The organism is Paraburkholderia sp. CI3 (assembly GCF_050436505.1).
GTDB classification, from domain to species: Bacteria; Pseudomonadota; Gammaproteobacteria; order Burkholderiales; family Burkholderiaceae; genus Paraburkholderia; species Paraburkholderia tuberum.
In genome coordinates, this window is the sequence record NZ_JBNDMI010000004.1 from 2,059,699 (window position 1) to 2,076,558 (window position 16,860).

Genomic DNA, 16,860 nt, shown 5'->3' on the forward strand with positions numbered 1-16,860 from the left:
GCGCCGCTCGTTACCCAACACACAATTCCAAACCACGATGAACCCGACAACCGCTACCCCTGTTTCCTCCGTTACGCTCGCCGACAAAACCGCGCGCGCACCGAAGGCCGAGCTGCATATCCACATCGAAGGCTCGCTCGAACCCGAGCTGATTTTCGCGCTCGCGCAACGCAACGGCGTGAAGCTCGCCTACGACTCGGTGGAAGCCTTGCGCGCCGCCTATGCGTTCACCGACCTGCAATCGTTCCTCGACATCTACTACGCGGGCGCGAGCGTGCTGCTGCACGAGCAGGACTTCTACGACATGACGATGGCCTACGTCGAGCGCTGTCTCGCCGACAACGTCGTGCATAGCGAAATCTTCTTCGACCCGCAGACGCATACCGAGCGCGGCGTGCGGATCGCGACCGTCGTGGCCGGCATCGAACGCGCGCTCGCCGACGCGGAGAAGCGCGGCATGTCGAGCAAGCTGATCCTGTGTTTCCTGCGCCATCTGTCCGAGGACGATGCGCTCGCCACCTTCGACGAAGCGCTGCCGCTGTTCGAGCAGTACGAGCATCGGCTGATCGGCGTGGGGCTCGATTCGTCGGAACGCGGCCATCCGCCGTCGAAGTTCGAGCGCGTGTTCGCGAAGGCGCGTGCGCTCGGTCTGAAGCTCGTCGCGCATGCGGGCGAGGAAGGCCCGCCGTCCTACATCTACGAGGCGCTCGACGTGCTGAAGGTCGACCGCGTCGATCACGGCGTGCGCAGCATCGAGGACCCCGCGCTCGTCACGCGTCTCGCCGATACGCGCGTCGCGCTGACCGTGTGCCCGCTGTCGAACCTGAAGCTGTGCGTGTTCGACGACCTGACCAGGCACACGCTGAAAGACCTGCTCGATCGCGGCGTCGCGGTGACCGTCAATTCCGACGATCCGGCCTATTTCGGCGGCTACGTGAACGCGAACTATCTGGCGACGATCGACGCGCTGAAGCTCGACGACGCCGAGGTCTACACGATCATCCGCAACGGCTTCGAGGCGTCGTTCGTGACGCCCGAGGAACGCGCCATGCTGATCGGTAAGCTCGACGCGTATTGGCGGCACTGAGTGGCGGCACTGAGCCGCGCGCCGACGGATTTCAACTGACGGACCTCGACCGACGTCGGCGGCCGGCGGCTTCGCTTCGTTCGGGCAAACGGCAACGACCCGAACCGGGAAACCGCTGCCGCTGCCCGCGCCGCCCAGCTTTCAACATTCGGAGACAGCTTTTCCATGACTGAATCGGCTCATACCGCGCAAGCGGCGCAAGCGGCATTCCGCGCCCCTCTGCTGACCTTCAACGGCGATCCGGCGCACGCGCCGAACGCCGTGGTGTTTCACGAGGACGGTCTCCTGATCGTGGAAGACGGCCGCGTCGTCGCGGCGGACGCGTATGCGGCGCTCGCGTCGCGGCTCGCGCCCGGCACGCAGGTCGTGGAGCGGCGCGACAAGCTGATCGTGCCGGGCTTCATCGATACCCACATCCACTATCCGCAGACCGACATGATCGCGTCGCCAGCGCCGGGTCTGCTGCCGTGGCTCGACACGTACACGTTCCCAACCGAGCGCCGCTTCGCCGACATCGCGCACGCCCGCGACACGGCGAGCTTTTTCCTCGACGAACTGCTCGCCTGCGGCACCACGACCGCGCTCGTGTACTGCACGGTGCACAAGGAATCCGCCGACGCCCTCTTCGCCGAGAGCGAAGCGCGCAATCTGCGCATGGTCGCGGGCAAGGTGCTGATGGACCGCCACTGCCCCGCGTTCCTGCGCGACACCGCGCAATCGGGCTACGACGACAGCGCCGAGCTGATCGGCCGCTGGCACGATCGCGGCCGCCAGATGTACGCGCTGACGCCGCGCTTCGCGCCGACCTCGACCGAGGCGCAGCTCGAAGCATGCGGCGCGCTCGCGCGGCTGCATCCGGACGTGTTCGTTCAGAGCCACGTCGCCGAGAACACCGACGAGGTGAAATGGGTCGCCGAGCTGTTCCCCGGCCACCGCAGCTATCTCGACATCTACGATCACTATGGGCTCTTGCGCCGTCGCGCGGTGTACGGCCATTGCATCTACCTCGACGACGAGGACCGCAGGCGCATGGCGCAAACCGGCGCGCTCGCCTCGCACTGCCCGACCTCGAACCTGTTCCTCGGCAGCGGCCTGTTCGACTTCGACAAGGCCGACTCGGCCGGCCTGCCGATCGCGCTCGCGACCGACGTCGGCGGCGGCACATCGTTCTCGATGCTGCAGACGATGAACGAAGCGCACAAGGTTGCGCGCCTCGGCGGCCATCATCTGACGGCGACGCGCATGTTCTATCTCGCGACCGCCGGCGCGGCCGAAGCGCTCGATCTCGGCGACAAGATCGGCACGCTGAGGGACGGCTCGGAAGCGGACTTCGTCGTGCTCGATCCGCAGGCGACGCCGCTGCTCGCGCGCCGCACCGCGCGGCGCGAATCGCTCGAGGAGCTGCTGTTCGCATTCGCGCTGCTCGGTGACGATCGCGCCGTGTATGAAACGTATGCGGCCGGCAAGTGCGTGCATCGCCGCGACGACGCGCGCCAGCGCGTGCCGGGGCGCGCGAAGATCGCGGCTTGAGGCTGGCTCGAAGCTGCGTTGCCGCTGACTGGAGACGAGGCCCGCCTCAGCCCGCCTTGCACACCTCGTGCAACGCGTTGAGGCGCCGCACCGGATCCGCGACATACGGATTCGACTCGTCCCACGCGTAACCGGCGAGCACCGCGCAGATCATGCGGCGGATCGGCGTCACCTGTTCCGGGTAGTAGATGATGTCCTGCAGCTCGCCCGTGTACCAGCGCTCGACGAATGCGCGGAACGTATCAATGCCCTTGCGCAACGGCACGTCGTAATCGGCTGACCAGTCGATCGTCGCGCCGTCGAGCTGCCGGTTCAGCGCGCGCGCCGCCAGATGCGCAGAGCGCAGCGCGATCGTCACGCCCGAGGAAAACACCGGATCGAGAAACTCGCCCGCATTGCCGAGCAGCGCATAGCCCGGCCCATGCAGACTCGCGACATTCGCGGCGTAGCCGCCGATCTGCCGCACCGGCATCAGGAACGGCGCCTGCCCGATCAGCCGGTTCAGCGTCGGCTCCTGCCGGATCAGCGCGCGCAGCGTCGCCTCGCGCTGCGTTTCGGGCACCTCGAGAAAACTCGCCTCGGCGACACATCCCACCGAAGAACGGCCGCCCGCGAGCGGAATCATCCAGAACCACACGTCGCGACGCTCGGGATGCGTCGCGATGCAGATCTTGTTGCGATCGATGTCGTCGAGCGCGAGCCCGTCGCGCACGTGCGTGAACATTGCGGCGCGCGTCGGCATGCGCGTCGGCGCCTCCAGCTTCAGCAGGCGCGGCAGCACGCGCCCGAAGCCGCTCGCATCGAGCACGAAACGCGCTTCGACCCGATACGCGCCGGCACTTTCATCGACGACGTCGAGCACCGGTGCCGCGCCCGTGCGCACCGCGCTCACGGTGTGGCCGAACCGCACGTCGGCACCCTGCGCGGCCGCGCAGCGAATCAGCACGTCGTCGAACAGCGCGCGCTCGACCTGGTACGTGGTGCCCCAGCCCGGCGAATGCTTGTCGCGAAAGTCGAACGACGAGCTCTGGTCGCGATATACGAAGTGCGCGCCGTTCTTGTACTGGAAGCCCGCCTCGACGACGGCCTGCAGCATGCCGGCCTCTTCGAGGTACGCCATGCTTTGCGGCAACAGGCTCTCGCCGATCGAGAAGCGCGGAAAGTGCTGACGCTCCAGCACCAGCACCGAGCGGCCCGCCTTACGCAGCAGCGCGGCGGCCACCGCGCCGGCGGGACCCGCGCCGATGATCGCGACGTCGACCACGGTCCGCTTTGAAGAATCGCTGTTCAAATCACTCCTCCAACGGTTTGCGTGCGTTGCCGCGCCGTATGCGAGCCTCGCCACGCTTCGAACATCAGGCTCGCGCAGCTCCCGCCGAACCCGAAAGAAACCGACATCGCCGTGTCGATGCGCGCGTCGCGCGGCAAGCGCACGAGCGGCATGTCCCGCACTTGCGGCTCCGGCGTATCGACCAGCGCGGTCGCCGCGATAAAGCCGTCGCGCATCATCAACAGCGTATAGATCGCTTCGTGCGCGCCGCACGCGCCGAGCGAATGCCCGGTCATGCCCTTGGTCGACGAAAACGCGGGCAACCCTTGCGCCGATGCACCGAACACGTCGCGCAACGCGTGCAGCTCTTCGAGATCGCCGAGCGGTGTGGACGGCGCATGCGTGTTCACGTAGTCGGGACGCCGGCCCGCCTGCTCGAGCGCGCCGCGCATCGCGCGCGCGATGCCGGCCGCACGCGGCGCGACCATGCCCGCGCGATCGGTGCAATCGCCGAAGCCGCTCAGCTCCGCGTAGATGCGCGCGCCGCGCGCGAGCGCATGATCGAGCGCTTCGAGCACGAGCACGCCGCCGCCCGACGCGATCACGAAACCGTCGCGCTGCGTGTCGTATGGTCGCGACGCGCTCCGGGGCGTGTCGCTGAAGCGGCGCGACAACGCGCCCATCGCGTCGAACATCAGCGTCGTGTTGTCGTGCAGCGCTTCGCTGCCGCCCGCGAGCACGATCTGCTGGCGGCCGGTCTGGATCAGTTGCATCGCCTGCCCGATCGCGAGCGCCGACGTCGTGCATGCCGATGACGGCGAATAGCTGACGCCTTCGAGCCCGAACATCTGCGCGACGTTCGCCGACGCGGTGCTGCTCATCGTATGCGGCACCGTGAACGGGGGCACCTTGTCGACGCCGCGCGTTTGCGCGATCGCGAGCGCCGCGTCGTAGCTCGCCATCGTGCCGACGCCCGAGCCGATCACGACACCCGCGCGCGGCGACTGCAATGAAGCGAGGTCGAGCCTTGCATCGTCGATCGCGCGTCGCGCCGCGTGGCACGCAAAGCGCGCGGTGTCGCCCATGAAGCGTTCGAGCTTGCGCTCGAACGGCACCTCGTGCGCGACCGACGCCACGCCCGCGACTTGCGATGCAAACCCGCGCTCGCGCCACGCATCGATACGCTCGACGCGTGAGCGCCCCGCGCGCAACGCAGCGCAGACTTCGTCGAGCGTATTGCCGAGACACGACACGATGCCCATGCCGGTCACGACCACGCGTTGCAGGTCTGTGCTCATCGAACGCGCCGGAAAATCAGCGACGTGTTGATGCCGCCGAACGCGAAGTTGTTGCTCATCACGTACTCGGCGTCGATCTCGCGCGCGCCGCCGACGATGTAATCCAGCGGCGCGCAAGCCTGATCGAGGTGGTCGAGATTCAGGGTGGGCACGTACCAGTTGCGCTTCATCATCTCGATCGTCCACCACGCCTCGATCGCGCCGCACGCGCCTAGCGTATGGCCCACATAGCTTTTCAGCGAGCTGATCGGCATGCGCGCGCCGAAGGTCTGCGCGGTCGCGTGGCTTTCGGCGATGTCGCCGCGATCGGTCGACGTACCGTGCGCGTTCACGTAGGCAATCGCTTCGGGCGGCAATTGCGCGTCGCGCAGCGCGAGTTGCATCGCGAGCGCCATCGTGTCGGCGGTGGGTTGCGTCATGTGCGCGCCGTCCGAGTTGCAGCCGAAGCCGACCACTTCCGCGTGAATCCGCGCGCCGCGCGCCAGCGCATGCTCGTACTCTTCGAGGACGAGCGTCGCCGCGCCCTCGCCGACCACGAGGCCGTCGCGCGCGGCATCGAACGGACGCGGCGTCAGATGCGGCTCGTCGTTGCGCGTGCTGGTCGCGTACAGCGTGTCGAACACGGCGACCGCGGGACCCGACAGCTCTTCCGCGCCGCCCGCGAGCATCAGTGTCTGTTTGCCGGACTGGATCGCCTCGTACGCATAGCCGATCGCCTGGCTGCCCGACGCGCACGCGCACGAGGTCGGGATGATGCGGCCTTTGAGGTCCCAGAACAGGCTCACGTTGACGGCCGTCGTGTGCGGCATCATCTGCACGTAGCTGTTCGACGTGACGTTGCTCATCAAGCCGGTTTCGAGCATCGTGCCGAACGCGCGGATCGGCTGCACCGAGCCCGACGACGAACCGTACGCGACGCCCATGCGGCCATCCGCGATGCGCGTGTCGTCGGCGAGGCCCGCGTCGGCGAGCGCGAGTTCGCTCGCGCGCACCGAGTACAGCGACACCGGGCCCATCGAACGCACTTTCTTGCGCGGGTAATGCGCGGGGATCGTGAACTCGGGCAGCGGACACGCGAGCCGCGTATGCAGCGACTCGAAGTAATCCCACTCGGAGATGCGCCGCACCGCGTTCTCGCCGCGCTTCAGGCGCGCTTGAACCGCGTCCCAGCTATCGCCGAACGCAGTCACGCCGCCCATGCCGGTGATGACGACGCGCTTCATCAGACCATCCCGCCGTTCACGCCGATCACCTGGCGCGTCACATACGACGCGCCATCCGACATCAGAAAGCTCACCACCGACGCGACCTCGGCCGGCTGGCCGACGCGGTTCATCGGCACGGTCTTCAGCGCGTGATCGAGCGTCACCTGTTCGAGCAGGCCGGTTTCGATCAACCCCGGCGCGACGCAATTGACGGTGATGTTGCGCGACGCGAGTTCGACCGCGAGCGCCTTGGTCGCGCCGATCAGTCCCGCTTTCGCGGCGCTGTAATTGACCTGGCCGCGATTGCCCATCACGCCCGACACCGACGCGATCGTGACGATACGGCCGCCCTGGCGCGCGCGCACCATCGGCATCGTCAGCGGATGCACGACGTTGTAGAAGGCATCGAGGCCGGTTTCGATCACGACGTCCCAGTCTTCTTCGGTGAGCGCCGGAAACGCCGCGTCGCGCGTGACACCCGCGCTGCACACGATGCCGTAGTAAGGACCGTGCGCGGCGACGTCGGCTTCGAGCGCCTCGCGGCACACGGCACGCTCGCGCACGTCGAATTGCAGCACGCGCGCCGTGCCGCCCTGCGCGGCGATGCCCGTCGCGACCGCGTCGGCTTCGCTGCGTCCGGTGCGGCAATGCACGGTCACGGCGAAACCGTCGGCGGCCAACTTGTACGCAATCGCGCGGCCGATGCCGCGGCTTGCGCCGGTAACGAGAACTCGCCGGCTCATGAACTGATACTCCCTTCGATGAATGACTGAAAATCGGGCGGTTGAAACACCTTGATCACCGCTTCGGCACAGCGCGCGCCGCCGTCGTCGATCGTGCATTCGTAGGCACTGTGGCCTGCCTCGCTGCGCAGCAGCTCGCTCACGTGAACGCGCAAACGCGCGCCGCTTTGGAACACCGGTTGCAGCGCCTGATAGCTGCGCGAGCCGAGCAGCACGCCGGGACGCGCATGGCCGCCGCCGCGCATCGCGACGAGCGCGATGTGCGCGGCGATCGCCTGCGCCATCAGCTCGATGCCGATCCACGCGGGCATCGCGCCGGCGGCGTCGGCATACCATGCGTGCGGGTCGACGTCGGCGAAGGCGCTCAGCGTGGTGTCGGCGAACGTGTCGATCGCATCGAGCAGCAGCATGCTGCCGCGATGCGGGATGATCGCTTCGATCGGCTGACGCACGAGTTGCTCGACAGTGAGTGGCGGAGTCGTCATGCGCTTTACCGGGCGAGAATCAGGCTGACATTGCTGCCGCCGAACGCGAACGAATTGCTCATCGCGTACTGCGTGCCCGTGCCGCGCGGCAGATGGCGCGCGCCCGCGACGAGATCGAGCGCGGGCAGCGCGGGATCGGCCTCGCCGTCCCATAGATGCGGCGGCAGCGTCGCGTTCTCGCGCGCGAGCGTGAGCCACGCGAAGCCGAGTTCGGTCGCGCCGGCCGCGCCGAGCTGGTGGCCGGTCAACGGCTTGGTGCCGCTCGCGGCGACGCCGCCGGGGAACACGCGCGCCATCAGATGCGCTTCCATTTCGTCGTTCTTCTGCGTGGCGGTCGCGTGCAGATTCACATAGCCGACCGCCGAGGCCGCGATGCCCGCGTCCGCGAGCGCTTCGCGAAGCGCGAGTTCGCCACCGACGCCCTGCGGGTCCGGCGCCGAAATATGATGCGCGTCGCTCGATTCGCCGAGGCCCGCGAGCCGCACCGCCGCTTCGTCGCGGCTCATCAGGAACACGGCCGCGCCCTCGCCGACGTTGATGCCGCGGCGATTGCGGCTCATCGGATTGGTGCGCGCGCTGCTGGTCGATTCGAGCGACGCAAAGCCCTGCACCGTCAATTCGCATAGCGAATCGACACCACCGACGACGACCGCATCGCATAGCTGCAATTGCAACAGCCGACGCGCCGACGCGAACGCCTTCGCGCTCGACGTACACGCGGTCGAAATCGTAAACGCCGGCCCGTGCACGCCGAGCGCGGCGGCAGCGAACGGCGCGGCGGTGCCGATTTCCATCTGCCGATAGTTGAAGTTGGCCGGCAACTCGCCGGCTCGTGCGTGATAGACGAACGCGGTTTCGGCCGCCTCGATGCCCGACGTGCTGGTGCCGAGCACGACGCCGATGCGCTGCGGGCCGTAGCGCTCGCGCGCGGCTTCGAGCGCGGGCGCGATCTGCGCGAGCGCCGCGAGCAGCAGCCGGTTGTTGCGGCAGTCGTAGCGCGCGAGGTCGGGGCGCGGCGCGAGATCGAGCGGCGCGAGCACGCTGCCGACGAACGCGTCGCCGATGCCGGTATGCACGTTGCCCATGCCGGGCGAGCGCGCGGCGGCGAGCGCCGGCACGATCTCGTCGACGTCGCCGCCGAGCGCGTTGATCATGCCTAGCGCGTGCAAATAAACTGTTGGCGCTTTCATGCCGCCCTCCGTGGTTCCGATGACTTGCCCGAGCGCGCTGCCGATGGCATGCCGAGAGGCGCCAGCAGCACCGCCACCGCGATGCCGAGCGCGAGCGTGGTGCCGAAGCTTTTGAGCGCGGGCATCGCGCTCACGCCGAGCATGCCGAACGACAACAACGTGGTCGCCGCCGACAGCAGCACGCCGGTCCACACCGCGCCGAGATCCGCCTCTGCGCGCGCGCAGCCTTCGCGCAGGAACACCGCATAGTTTGCGCCGACGCCAAGCACCAGCATCAGCGCGAGCCAGTTGAACAGATTGAGCGGCACGCCCGCGTAGCCGAACACCGCCAGCGCGACGCCGACCGCGAACAGCACGGGCAAGGTCGTGGCGATACCCCCGCGCGCCCCGTAGCGCAGCATCAGCAGCACGCACACGAGCACGAGCGCGCCGCCGAGCCACCAGCCGCTATCCACGCGATACGCGCCGAACAGCCTCGACACGCTCGCGGCCTTATCGACGAACACGACGCCGGGCAGGCCGCGCGCGAGCGCGATCAGCGCGGGCTCGTTGCGCGGCGTCACGCCTTGCGGGATCACGACGGCCGCGTAGCCAGGTTGATGAGCCCGATTCTTGTCGTTCGATCCCACCGCGCCGAGCCACAGATGCCGATACGGCTGCGACCACGGCGCCGCGAGCCAGCGCTCGACGGTCAGCGGCGCGGGCGGCTGAGCGAAGCCGGCGAGCCACGCATCGGCGACTTCGTCCTTGAAGCCCGCTTGCAGCAGCGTCGCACGCAACGCGGCGGAGTCGCCGAACACATGCTGCGCGAGCAGCGCGCGATCCTCGCGCTGACGTTGCGCGGACGGCACGAACTGCGCGACCGACTGGTAGCCGCCGACGCTATCGGCGCTGCCGTCCAGCGCATCGAGCTTCCCACCGAGCGCTTCGGCGCGTTGCAGCACCGCTTCCTGGGTCGCGCCGCGCACGACGAAAAACTGCGCGCTGTTATCGACGCCGACCGCCTCGCGCACCGTGTCTTCCTGCGCGGCCAGCGACGCATCGCGCTGGATCAGCAGATGGATGTCGTCGTCGCTGCTCAGACGCAGCCAACCGGGCACCGACGCGATCAGCAGCAGCGCGGCGACCAGCCACGCGCGGCTGCCGCCGAGCGCATGCTGCCAGCGCGCGAGCAGCCGCGCCGCGCCCGCGAACAGGCGCCGAGGGCTGTGCTTCGGCGCGCGCGTGAGCAGCGCGGGCAGCAGCGACAGTACCGACGCGAACGCGGTCGTAATGCCCACCATCGCGAAGCACGCGATCTGCTTCAACGCGGGGAACGGCACCCACATCAGGATCGCGTAGCCGAGCAGGCTCGTCGCCAGCGCAACGCCCAGCGCGGGCCGTACCCTCCGCGCGCCGAGCCGCGCATCCCAGTCGCGGCCCGCGCCGAGATAGACGACGAAATACTGGATCGAGTAATCGACAGCCTCGCCGATCAGGCTCGCGCCGAACACGAGCGTCAACAGATGCAGCTTGCCGAAGATCAGCAGCGTCGCCGCGAGCGCGCAGACGATGCCGAGCGCGGTCGATACGAAGCCGAGCAGCAACAGACGCGGCGAGCGGAACACCCACATCATCAGCAGCGCGATGCCGGCGAGCGACGCGATGCCGATCACGTGCACCTCGCGTTCGGAAGCGCTGCGCGCGGCCTCGGCGTAGAACACGGCGCCCGTGCGTGCAACCGATACGTCGGGGAACGTCTGACGCAACGCGCTTTCCGCATTGGCGAGCGCCGCGTGTACCGCGCGCTGCGTCTTCGTTTCGTAGGCGGAGCCCGGCAGGGTCGCGATGACCAGCACGCTGGTCATGTCGCCATGCGCGTCGTGACGATGCGACACCAGCAGGTTGTCCTCGACTTCGAGATTCGACGTCGCGAGCGGCAGATTGCCGAGCCAGCGTTCGAGCCAGCCGAACGGATCGTCGGCGAGTTGCGTACTGAGGCCGCCTTGCAGCGGGCTGTAGATGCGCTGCGCGAGCATGTCGTGCAGCGTCGTCGCGCTCGCGGTCGCGAGCGCGGTGCGATCGGCCGGCGCGAGCAGGCCGAAGCGGTATGGCAGATACAGCGCCGAGATTTGCGACAGGTCGAACGGCGGCAGTTCGGCCGTCACCGATGCGAATGCGCCGCTCTTTTGCAGCGACGCGCCCAGCTGCTTCGCGGCCGCTTTCGCGTGCGCATCGTCGCGGCTCGTGACGAGCAGCACGGTGCGATCGCCGAGCGCGCTCGCGAGCGTGTCGACCGCTTTCTCGGCGACCGGGTCCGCTTCGGTCGCGGGCAGCAGCGCGAGCAGATTGGTTTCGAGCGGCGACGCTCCGGCGAAGCGCCAGCCGCAATACAGCGCCGCCAGCAGCGCGAGCACGAGCCATGCGGCGCGCACGCCCCACGCATGTTTCGCGGTTCGCTGCTGCGGCATGTCCATCACGGCGCTCCGAACAGGCTGCGCTCGTCTGGCGTCGGCTCGGCAACGGCCGTGCTGTTCGCGAACTCGAGCTTCGTCACGTCGCCGTTCGCGAGCGTGATGCGCAGGTTTTGCAGATAATCGCCGCCGCTCATGTCGAGGCCCTTGATCGATTGCGCGAGCTGCGGTTGATTCGGCGTGAGTCGCATGCGCCATTGCGCGGCGCTGCCTTCGGCGCTCACGTCGAACTGCGAGTACAGCGCCGACAGATCGCCGCCGAGCATCGCGCGCATCATCTTCGACACTTGCGCGACGCCGCGGCTGCCCTGCGCGCTATGCGTGCTCACGCGGCGGCCGCTGGCGTCGAGCTGCGCGACGCCAGCGTCGGTGATCACGTAGATGGCCTTGTACGGCGTGTCGATCCGCCAGATCACGCCGCGCTCGCGGAAGAACAGCAAGGTGCCGTTGCTGACGAGCGGCTGCTTCATCGCGGCAAGCGTCTGCGTCTGCGTGAATTGCGCGCGCACGCCCTTGGGCTGCGCGAGATGCGCGGCGATCTGCGAGACGAGCGCGGCGTTGGCGTTGCTGGCGGCGTTGGCGGCTGGAGCCGTATTGCTGGCGGTGGCCGCATCGGCCGACGCCGCTGCCAATGCAAGCGCCCCGATTGCGACGATCGCCCCCGCCAGCCGCGACACGAGCGCTCCCAGCCCGCACCGGTTCACCGTCCCCATACGCGCTCCAGCTTTTCGAATACGACCGGCGGCGACACGAACTGCAATTCCTCGGTGGCGGCATCGACGGCGACCTGGACCGTATAGCCCTTCGTGAGCCGCGCGCCCGATGCGCAATCGACGATTTCATAGCCTATTTTCAGGCGGTTTTCGTATTCGAGCAGTTGCGCGCGCACCTCGATCTTCTGTCCGTACACGGCGGCCCGCACGTACCTCAGATGCGCCTCGACGATCGGCCACAGATAGCCGGACGCCCGCATCTCGCGATAGTCGTAGTCGAACGCGCGCAACAGCGCCGCGCGGCCCAACTCGAAGTACTTCAGATAATTGCCGTGCCAGCACACGTTCATTGCGTCGACGTCGTGAAACGGCACTTCGACGGTCGCGCTCGCGGCGAGCACGTGCTGCGTTTTCGCGGGCTCGCTCATGCGTTGACTCCTTGGCGATCGGCAGCGGCACCGGCATCCACATGCGCCGCGGCACTCGTAACAGCGCGTGCGTGCCGCACATCGTTCAGATCATGGTCGGCCATTTGCGCCTCGCTCGGGGCTGGCCCAGAAATCGAAGAAATTGAACCATTGGTAAGGGGCCTTGCGGCAATAGTGTTCGAGGCGCAGCGCGTAGCGTTGCGCCCACGCTGCCAGATGCTGCGCGCGTTCGCGGCGCGGCAGCTCGATGCGCTCGGCGAACGGCTCGAAATACATGCGGTAACCGTCGCGTTCCTTCAGGCAGAAGAACAGGTAGACCGGACAGCCGAGCGCATGCGCGAGCACGTAGGGTCCTTGCGCGAACCGCGCGCTCGCGCCGAGAAATTGCGCGTCGGTGGTGCGTCCCGCCTCGCGCGCCGGCACCCGATCGCCGACGATCACCAGCAGTTCGCCCGCATCGATGCGCTGCTGCATCAGCACCGCCGTCTCGGGACCGAAGTCGCCGACTTCGAGCAGATGCCGCGCGAAGTCGCGATTCGACGACGCCAGCACCTCATTGAAGCGGCGCGCGTGCCCGGTGTAGACGACCGCCGTGACCTTCGCGTGTTCGCCGCGGATGGCGAGCGCGCGCATCATCTCCAGATTGCCGAGGTGCGCGCCGATTACGAGCGCGCCCTTGCCGCTCGCCATCAGTGCTTCGAACGCCGCAGGATCGTCGAACGTGACGTCGGTCTCGTCGACGCGGCCGGTCCATGCGGCGAGCTTGTCGAAGCCCGATTGCGCGAACGCGAGCATATGGCGATACGCGGACAGCCAGCCCGGGCGCGGCGTATCCGCCGACGGCGCGACCGCGCTCAGATGCGCGAAGTAGTTGTCCGACGCGGCGCGCGCCGCGCGGCCCGTCAGCAGAAAATACGCGACGACCGGATGCAGCCACAGCGCGGTAAAGCGGCGGCCGAACAGCTTGCAGCTCAGCGCGAGCAGGCTCATGCCGAGGCGGCTGCCGCGTTCGGCGATGCGCCACCAGGCTTCGGGCCGGGCTTCATCGGCGGCGTCGGCCAGCGCGCCGCGGCGCGGCATCAGCTTGTGCGCGAGCAGCATCGGCAGACGCCACAGCATCCCGAACACGAGCCGCGTATGGCTGCGGCTGATTCGGACGTTGTCCCACAGCACGTCGAAATGCGACACGCCGTCGGCCGCGTAGGTCACGCGCGTCGGGATCGAGCGGAACGCGGCGCGGCGCCAGTAGAGACGCACGAGGATCTCGATGTCGAAGTCCATGCGCGTGGGTAGTCGCACGCTGTCGATCAGCTCGCACGCGAGCGCGAGCGGATACAGACGAAAGCCGCACATCGAATCCCGGATCGTCAGCGACAGCGTCTCGATCCACACCCACACGTGGGTCAGATAGCGGCCGTACAGACGTGCCTTCGGCACGCTGTCGTCGTAGACCGGACGGCCGAGAATCACCGCGCCGGGTTCGGCGCGCGCGGCATCGATGAAGCGCGGCACGTCGGTCGCATCGTGCTGGCCGTCGGCGTCGATCTGCAGCGCGTGCGTGTAGCCCGCGGCGCGCGCGGCGCGCAGGCCCGCCATCACTGCCGCGCCCTTGCCGCCGTTTGCCGGCAGACGCAGCAGCGTCATCTGCTGTGCGTATTGCAGCGCGAGCGCGGCGAGTACCCGCTGGGTCGGCGCGTCGCTGCCGTCGTCGACGACGAAGATCGGCAGGCCGTGCACCGCGAGATGCGCGACGCTCGCTCCGATCGCGTCCTTGTGGTTGTAGATCGGAATGACGATGCAGGGCGCGAACGTCATCACGCGTCCTCCCGATGCACGAGCAAGCCCGACGCGCATTCGCGTCCGTCGAGCCGGTACGCGAACTGCACACGCCGGCGCGCGGCGTCATAGGCGAGCGTGAGCTCGAGCACCGCACCGGGCGACACCGGCGCCATGAACTTCAGGCGGTCGACCGACGCCACCTCTCGCACGCGCGGCCAATGCCCGGCCGCGAGCCGCGCTGCCCAGTCGACCTGCACGACGCCCGGCAGAATCGGCAGACCCGGAAAGTGGCCGGCGAAATGCTGGAGTGACTGCGGCACGCGCAGCACGTAGTGCAGCGTGTCGCCGACGCGCATGTCGCCGACGCGCATGTCGCCGACGCGCGTTTCGGCGAGCACTTCCATGCCCTCGGCGAGCGGCGCGAACGCGGCCGCAACCGCGCTCGCGGGCAGCTTGCCGCGCGCGTCGAATGGCAGGCTCACGCGAAAACGCCAATGACGCGGCAGCACGACCGCATCGAAGTAATCGGCCAGATGCCGGCGCAGCGTTTTCGCCAGCGCGACGCGGCCTTCGTCGCACAACGCAGCGCCGCCCGCTTCGGTCAGCGCGACCACCGCGCCGACGCGTTCGCGCGACGCGCCTATGAGCGGCACCAGCGCCGCCTGCGCGACATACGGATGCAGCGCGAGACGCGCCTCGAGTTCCGGCAGCGAGACCCGCTTGCCGCCGAGCTTCAGCACGCGGTCGAGGCGCCCTTGCAAGCGGAAGCGCCCGTCGGCATCGAACGCGATGCGATCGCCGGTGCGATGCCAGCCGTCGTGGTCGAGATGCGGCGAGCGCACGCACAGCGCGCCGTCGTCGTCGCGGCGCACCTCGGCGCCGGCGACCGGCTGCCACGCGTCGCCCTGATCCTGACGCCGCCACGCGATCCCGCCGGTTTCCGTGCTGCCGTAGATTTCGAGCGGCGCCGCGCCGTAGCTCGCCGCATAGGCCAGCGCGGCGTCGGCCGCGAGCGGGCCACCCGACGAAAAGAACGCGCGCGGCGCGGGCGTAAGCGCGGCGAAGCCCGGCAACGCGGGCCAGCGCGACAGCTGCGCGGGCGTCGACACCACCGCCGTCGCGCCGCATTGCGCGATGCGCGCCTGCAGCTGCAGCGGCTCGACGCCGATCGCGCGATCGAACGCGCGGCCGGCCGCGAGCGGCCACAACACGCGAAACAGCAAACCGTAGATGTGGTGATGCGGCACGCTCGCGAGCATCGTCGCGTCGCCGAGCAATGCGCCCCATTGCCGTTCGAGCGTGTGAACTTCGGCGTTGAATTGCGCGAGCGTCTTGCGGATCGGCTTCGGCGTGCCGCTGCTGCCGGATGTGTAGAGCGTCATCGGCGCATGGGCGTCGATCGGGTGGGCGGTGTGAGCCGTGCGATGCGTCGCTGCGACGAACGGCGGCAGATCCGCATCCGTCAGCAGGAAGTCGTAGGCGTGCGCGAGATCGGCGAGATAGCCCGGCGTTGCATTGGCCGGAATCACCGGCTCCTTGCCGCACGCGAACAGCGCGAACAATGCGCAGGCGAACTCGAACGGATCGTCGATACAGAGCGCGCAGCGCCGCGCGTCGGGCGTTCGCACGAGCTCGATCAAGCCCTCGACGCGCGCGCGAAACGCCGCGCGATCGAACAGCACGGCGCCATCGCGGCACACCGGTGCGGCGGACGTCGCAAGCGCGGGATCGGCCGACAACAGATCGTGCAACGCGAGCATCAGGCGGCCTCCGAATCCGCTCGCGCGGCGCGCGGCAGCACAAACAGACGTCGCCATACGTATTCGCCCGCCAGCAGCGCGCCGATCAGTGCATAGGCGATCGCGCCGTTGTACAGCGACCAGGCCGCGCGGCTCCAATAGAGCGCGGTGTAGACGGAAAACGCGCCGTTCAGCACGAAGAAAACGCACCAGACCTGGGTCACGCGCCGCGTATAGCGCACCGCACCCGGCGGCAGATCGGGACTGCCGAGGCGCGCAAATTTTTCGATCATCGACGGCCCGCGCACGAGCGTCGCGCCGAACGCGATCAGCAAACCGAGATTGACGAGCGACGGATAGAAGCGCAGCAGCAGCTCGCTATCGGTGACGACGATGGTCGCCGATGCGCAGCTCAGCATCGCCACCACGCTCCAGTCGAGCGTGGAAAGCTGCCGCAGCGACATCGCAACCGGACCGCCGCCGGCCCAGCGCTGCAGCCATAAAGTCACGAGCAGCATGCCGCCGACGAGACGCGGCGCGTCCCAGCGCCATGCACACAAGATCAGCGCGGGGTAAGCGAGTTTCAGCAGCACCTGCAGGACGGTCCTGCTCCAGTGAGGCCGCGCGCCGGATTCGCTTGCGGCGGGACGTGGCCGCGACATCTGCGTGCGCGGGTGCGCGACCGGCATCAGCCTTGCGCCGCGAGCAGCGATTCGACCGCGCCGATCACGTCGCCGACCGTGCGCACGGATTTGAAGTTCTCCGGCTTGATGCGGCGGCCGGTCATCTCCTGCAGCTTGATCGCGAGATCGACCGCGTCGATGCTGTCGAGATCGAGGTCTTCGAACAGGTGAGCGTCGGGCGTCACGCGCTGCGGCTCGATCGCGAAGTTTTCCTGAAAGATCGCGCGGATGCGCTCAAGAATCTCAGTCTCGGTCAC

15 protein-coding genes are annotated in these 16,860 nt (G+C 68.3%); 2 read left to right on the top strand and 13 right to left on the bottom strand.

Going from position 1 to position 16,860, the window contains the following annotated elements; all coding sequences use genetic code 11:
- The first annotated feature begins 37 nt into the window (after positions 1-37).
- Complete coding sequence (locus OKW29_RS30820; protein WP_184027573.1) at positions 38-1,087, top strand: adenosine deaminase; 1,050 nt, start codon at positions 38-40, stop codon at positions 1,085-1,087.
- A gap of 165 nt (positions 1,088-1,252) precedes the next feature.
- Positions 1,253-2,617 (top strand): guanine deaminase, encoded by a 1,365-nt coding sequence (gene guaD / locus OKW29_RS30825; RefSeq protein ID WP_429293711.1) that lies wholly within the window; start codon positions 1,253-1,255, stop codon positions 2,615-2,617.
- Positions 2,618-2,663: 46 nt separating this feature from the next.
- Here guaD and OKW29_RS30830 read toward each other — a convergent pair whose 3' ends face one another.
- The 13 genes from OKW29_RS30830 to OKW29_RS30890 form a co-directional block, all read right to left on the bottom strand.
- A complete protein-coding gene (locus OKW29_RS30830) occupies positions 2,664-3,908 on the bottom strand; it encodes an NAD(P)/FAD-dependent oxidoreductase (RefSeq protein ID WP_429293712.1) in 1,245 nt (414 codons plus the stop codon).
- Positions 3,905-5,185: a beta-ketoacyl-[acyl-carrier-protein] synthase family protein gene (locus OKW29_RS30835; protein WP_429293713.1), complete on the bottom strand. Its 1,281-nt coding sequence runs from the start codon at positions 5,183-5,185 to the stop codon at positions 3,905-3,907. Before OKW29_RS30835 ends, OKW29_RS30830 begins: the two co-directional genes overlap by 4 nt.
- Positions 5,182-6,408 (bottom strand): beta-ketoacyl-ACP synthase, encoded by a 1,227-nt coding sequence (locus tag OKW29_RS30840; protein WP_429293714.1) that lies wholly within the window; start codon positions 6,406-6,408, stop codon positions 5,182-5,184. The genes OKW29_RS30835 and OKW29_RS30840 overlap by 4 nt, the downstream gene beginning before the upstream one ends.
- Positions 6,408-7,133: a 3-ketoacyl-ACP reductase FabG2 gene (locus OKW29_RS30845; RefSeq protein ID WP_429293715.1), complete on the bottom strand. Its 726-nt coding sequence runs from the start codon at positions 7,131-7,133 to the stop codon at positions 6,408-6,410. Before OKW29_RS30845 ends, OKW29_RS30840 begins: the two co-directional genes overlap by 1 nt.
- Complete coding sequence (locus OKW29_RS30850; RefSeq protein ID WP_429293716.1) at positions 7,130-7,618, bottom strand: hotdog family protein; 489 nt, start codon at positions 7,616-7,618, stop codon at positions 7,130-7,132. The genes OKW29_RS30845 and OKW29_RS30850 overlap by 4 nt, the downstream gene beginning before the upstream one ends.
- A gap of 5 nt (positions 7,619-7,623) precedes the next feature.
- The gene (locus OKW29_RS30855; RefSeq protein ID WP_429293717.1) at positions 7,624-8,808 is read right to left on the bottom strand and encodes a beta-ketoacyl-[acyl-carrier-protein] synthase family protein; all 1,185 of its coding nucleotides are present in this window, start codon (positions 8,806-8,808) and stop codon (positions 7,624-7,626) included.
- Positions 8,805-11,264 carry an MMPL family transporter gene (locus OKW29_RS30860; RefSeq protein ID WP_429293718.1) on the bottom strand — a complete coding sequence of 820 codons (2,460 nt, stop codon included), beginning with the start codon at positions 11,262-11,264 and terminating at the stop codon, positions 8,805-8,807. The genes OKW29_RS30855 and OKW29_RS30860 overlap by 4 nt, the downstream gene beginning before the upstream one ends.
- On the bottom strand, positions 11,264-11,974 hold the full coding sequence (locus OKW29_RS30865; RefSeq protein WP_429293719.1) for an outer membrane lipoprotein carrier protein LolA: 711 nt from the start codon (positions 11,972-11,974) through the stop codon (positions 11,264-11,266). Before OKW29_RS30865 ends, OKW29_RS30860 begins: the two co-directional genes overlap by 1 nt.
- The gene (locus tag OKW29_RS30870) at positions 11,962-12,402 is read right to left on the bottom strand and encodes an acyl-CoA thioesterase (RefSeq protein WP_187628936.1); all 441 of its coding nucleotides are present in this window, start codon (positions 12,400-12,402) and stop codon (positions 11,962-11,964) included. The genes OKW29_RS30865 and OKW29_RS30870 overlap by 13 nt, the downstream gene beginning before the upstream one ends.
- A gap of 90 nt (positions 12,403-12,492) precedes the next feature.
- Positions 12,493-14,217 (bottom strand): glycosyltransferase family 2 protein, encoded by a 1,725-nt coding sequence (locus tag OKW29_RS30875; protein ID WP_429293720.1) that lies wholly within the window; start codon positions 14,215-14,217, stop codon positions 12,493-12,495.
- Complete coding sequence (locus OKW29_RS30880; protein WP_429294974.1) at positions 14,217-15,941, bottom strand: AMP-binding protein; 1,725 nt, start codon at positions 15,939-15,941, stop codon at positions 14,217-14,219. The genes OKW29_RS30875 and OKW29_RS30880 overlap by 1 nt, the downstream gene beginning before the upstream one ends.
- Complete coding sequence (locus OKW29_RS30885; RefSeq protein WP_429293721.1) at positions 15,941-16,609, bottom strand: hypothetical protein; 669 nt, start codon at positions 16,607-16,609, stop codon at positions 15,941-15,943. Before OKW29_RS30885 ends, OKW29_RS30880 begins: the two co-directional genes overlap by 1 nt.
- Complete coding sequence (locus tag OKW29_RS30890) at positions 16,609-16,860, bottom strand: acyl carrier protein (RefSeq protein ID WP_013090186.1); 252 nt, start codon at positions 16,858-16,860, stop codon at positions 16,609-16,611. The genes OKW29_RS30885 and OKW29_RS30890 overlap by 1 nt, the downstream gene beginning before the upstream one ends.

What these genes read in the sequence shown, in the direction of transcription:
- OKW29_RS30820 (WP_184027573.1), top strand. Translation starts at nt 38, where the DNA reads ATGAACCCGACAACCGCTACCCCTGTTTCCTCCGTTACGCTCGCCGAC.
- OKW29_RS30855 (WP_429293717.1), bottom strand. Translation starts at nt 8,808, where the DNA reads ATGAAAGCGCCAACAGTTTATTTGCACGCGCTAGGCATGATCAACGCG.
- OKW29_RS30850 (WP_429293716.1), bottom strand. Translation starts at nt 7,618, where the DNA reads ATGACGACTCCGCCACTCACTGTCGAGCAACTCGTGCGTCAGCCGATC.
- OKW29_RS30835 (WP_429293713.1), bottom strand. Translation starts at nt 5,185, where the DNA reads ATGAGCACAGACCTGCAACGCGTGGTCGTGACCGGCATGGGCATCGTG.
- OKW29_RS30870 (WP_187628936.1), bottom strand. Translation starts at nt 12,402, where the DNA reads ATGAGCGAGCCCGCGAAAACGCAGCACGTGCTCGCCGCGAGCGCGACC.
- OKW29_RS30860 (WP_429293718.1), bottom strand. Translation starts at nt 11,264, where the DNA reads ATGGACATGCCGCAGCAGCGAACCGCGAAACATGCGTGGGGCGTGCGC.
- OKW29_RS30885 (WP_429293721.1), bottom strand. Translation starts at nt 16,609, where the DNA reads ATGCCGGTCGCGCACCCGCGCACGCAGATGTCGCGGCCACGTCCCGCC.
- OKW29_RS30845 (WP_429293715.1), bottom strand. Translation starts at nt 7,133, where the DNA reads ATGAGCCGGCGAGTTCTCGTTACCGGCGCAAGCCGCGGCATCGGCCGC.
- OKW29_RS30880 (WP_429294974.1), bottom strand. Translation starts at nt 15,941, where the DNA reads ATGCTCGCGTTGCACGATCTGTTGTCGGCCGATCCCGCGCTTGCGACG.
- guaD (WP_429293711.1), top strand. Translation starts at nt 1,253, where the DNA reads ATGACTGAATCGGCTCATACCGCGCAAGCGGCGCAAGCGGCATTCCGC.
- OKW29_RS30865 (WP_429293719.1), bottom strand. Translation starts at nt 11,974, where the DNA reads ATGGGGACGGTGAACCGGTGCGGGCTGGGAGCGCTCGTGTCGCGGCTG.
- OKW29_RS30840 (WP_429293714.1), bottom strand. Translation starts at nt 6,408, where the DNA reads ATGAAGCGCGTCGTCATCACCGGCATGGGCGGCGTGACTGCGTTCGGC.
- OKW29_RS30875 (WP_429293720.1), bottom strand. Translation starts at nt 14,217, where the DNA reads ATGACGTTCGCGCCCTGCATCGTCATTCCGATCTACAACCACAAGGAC.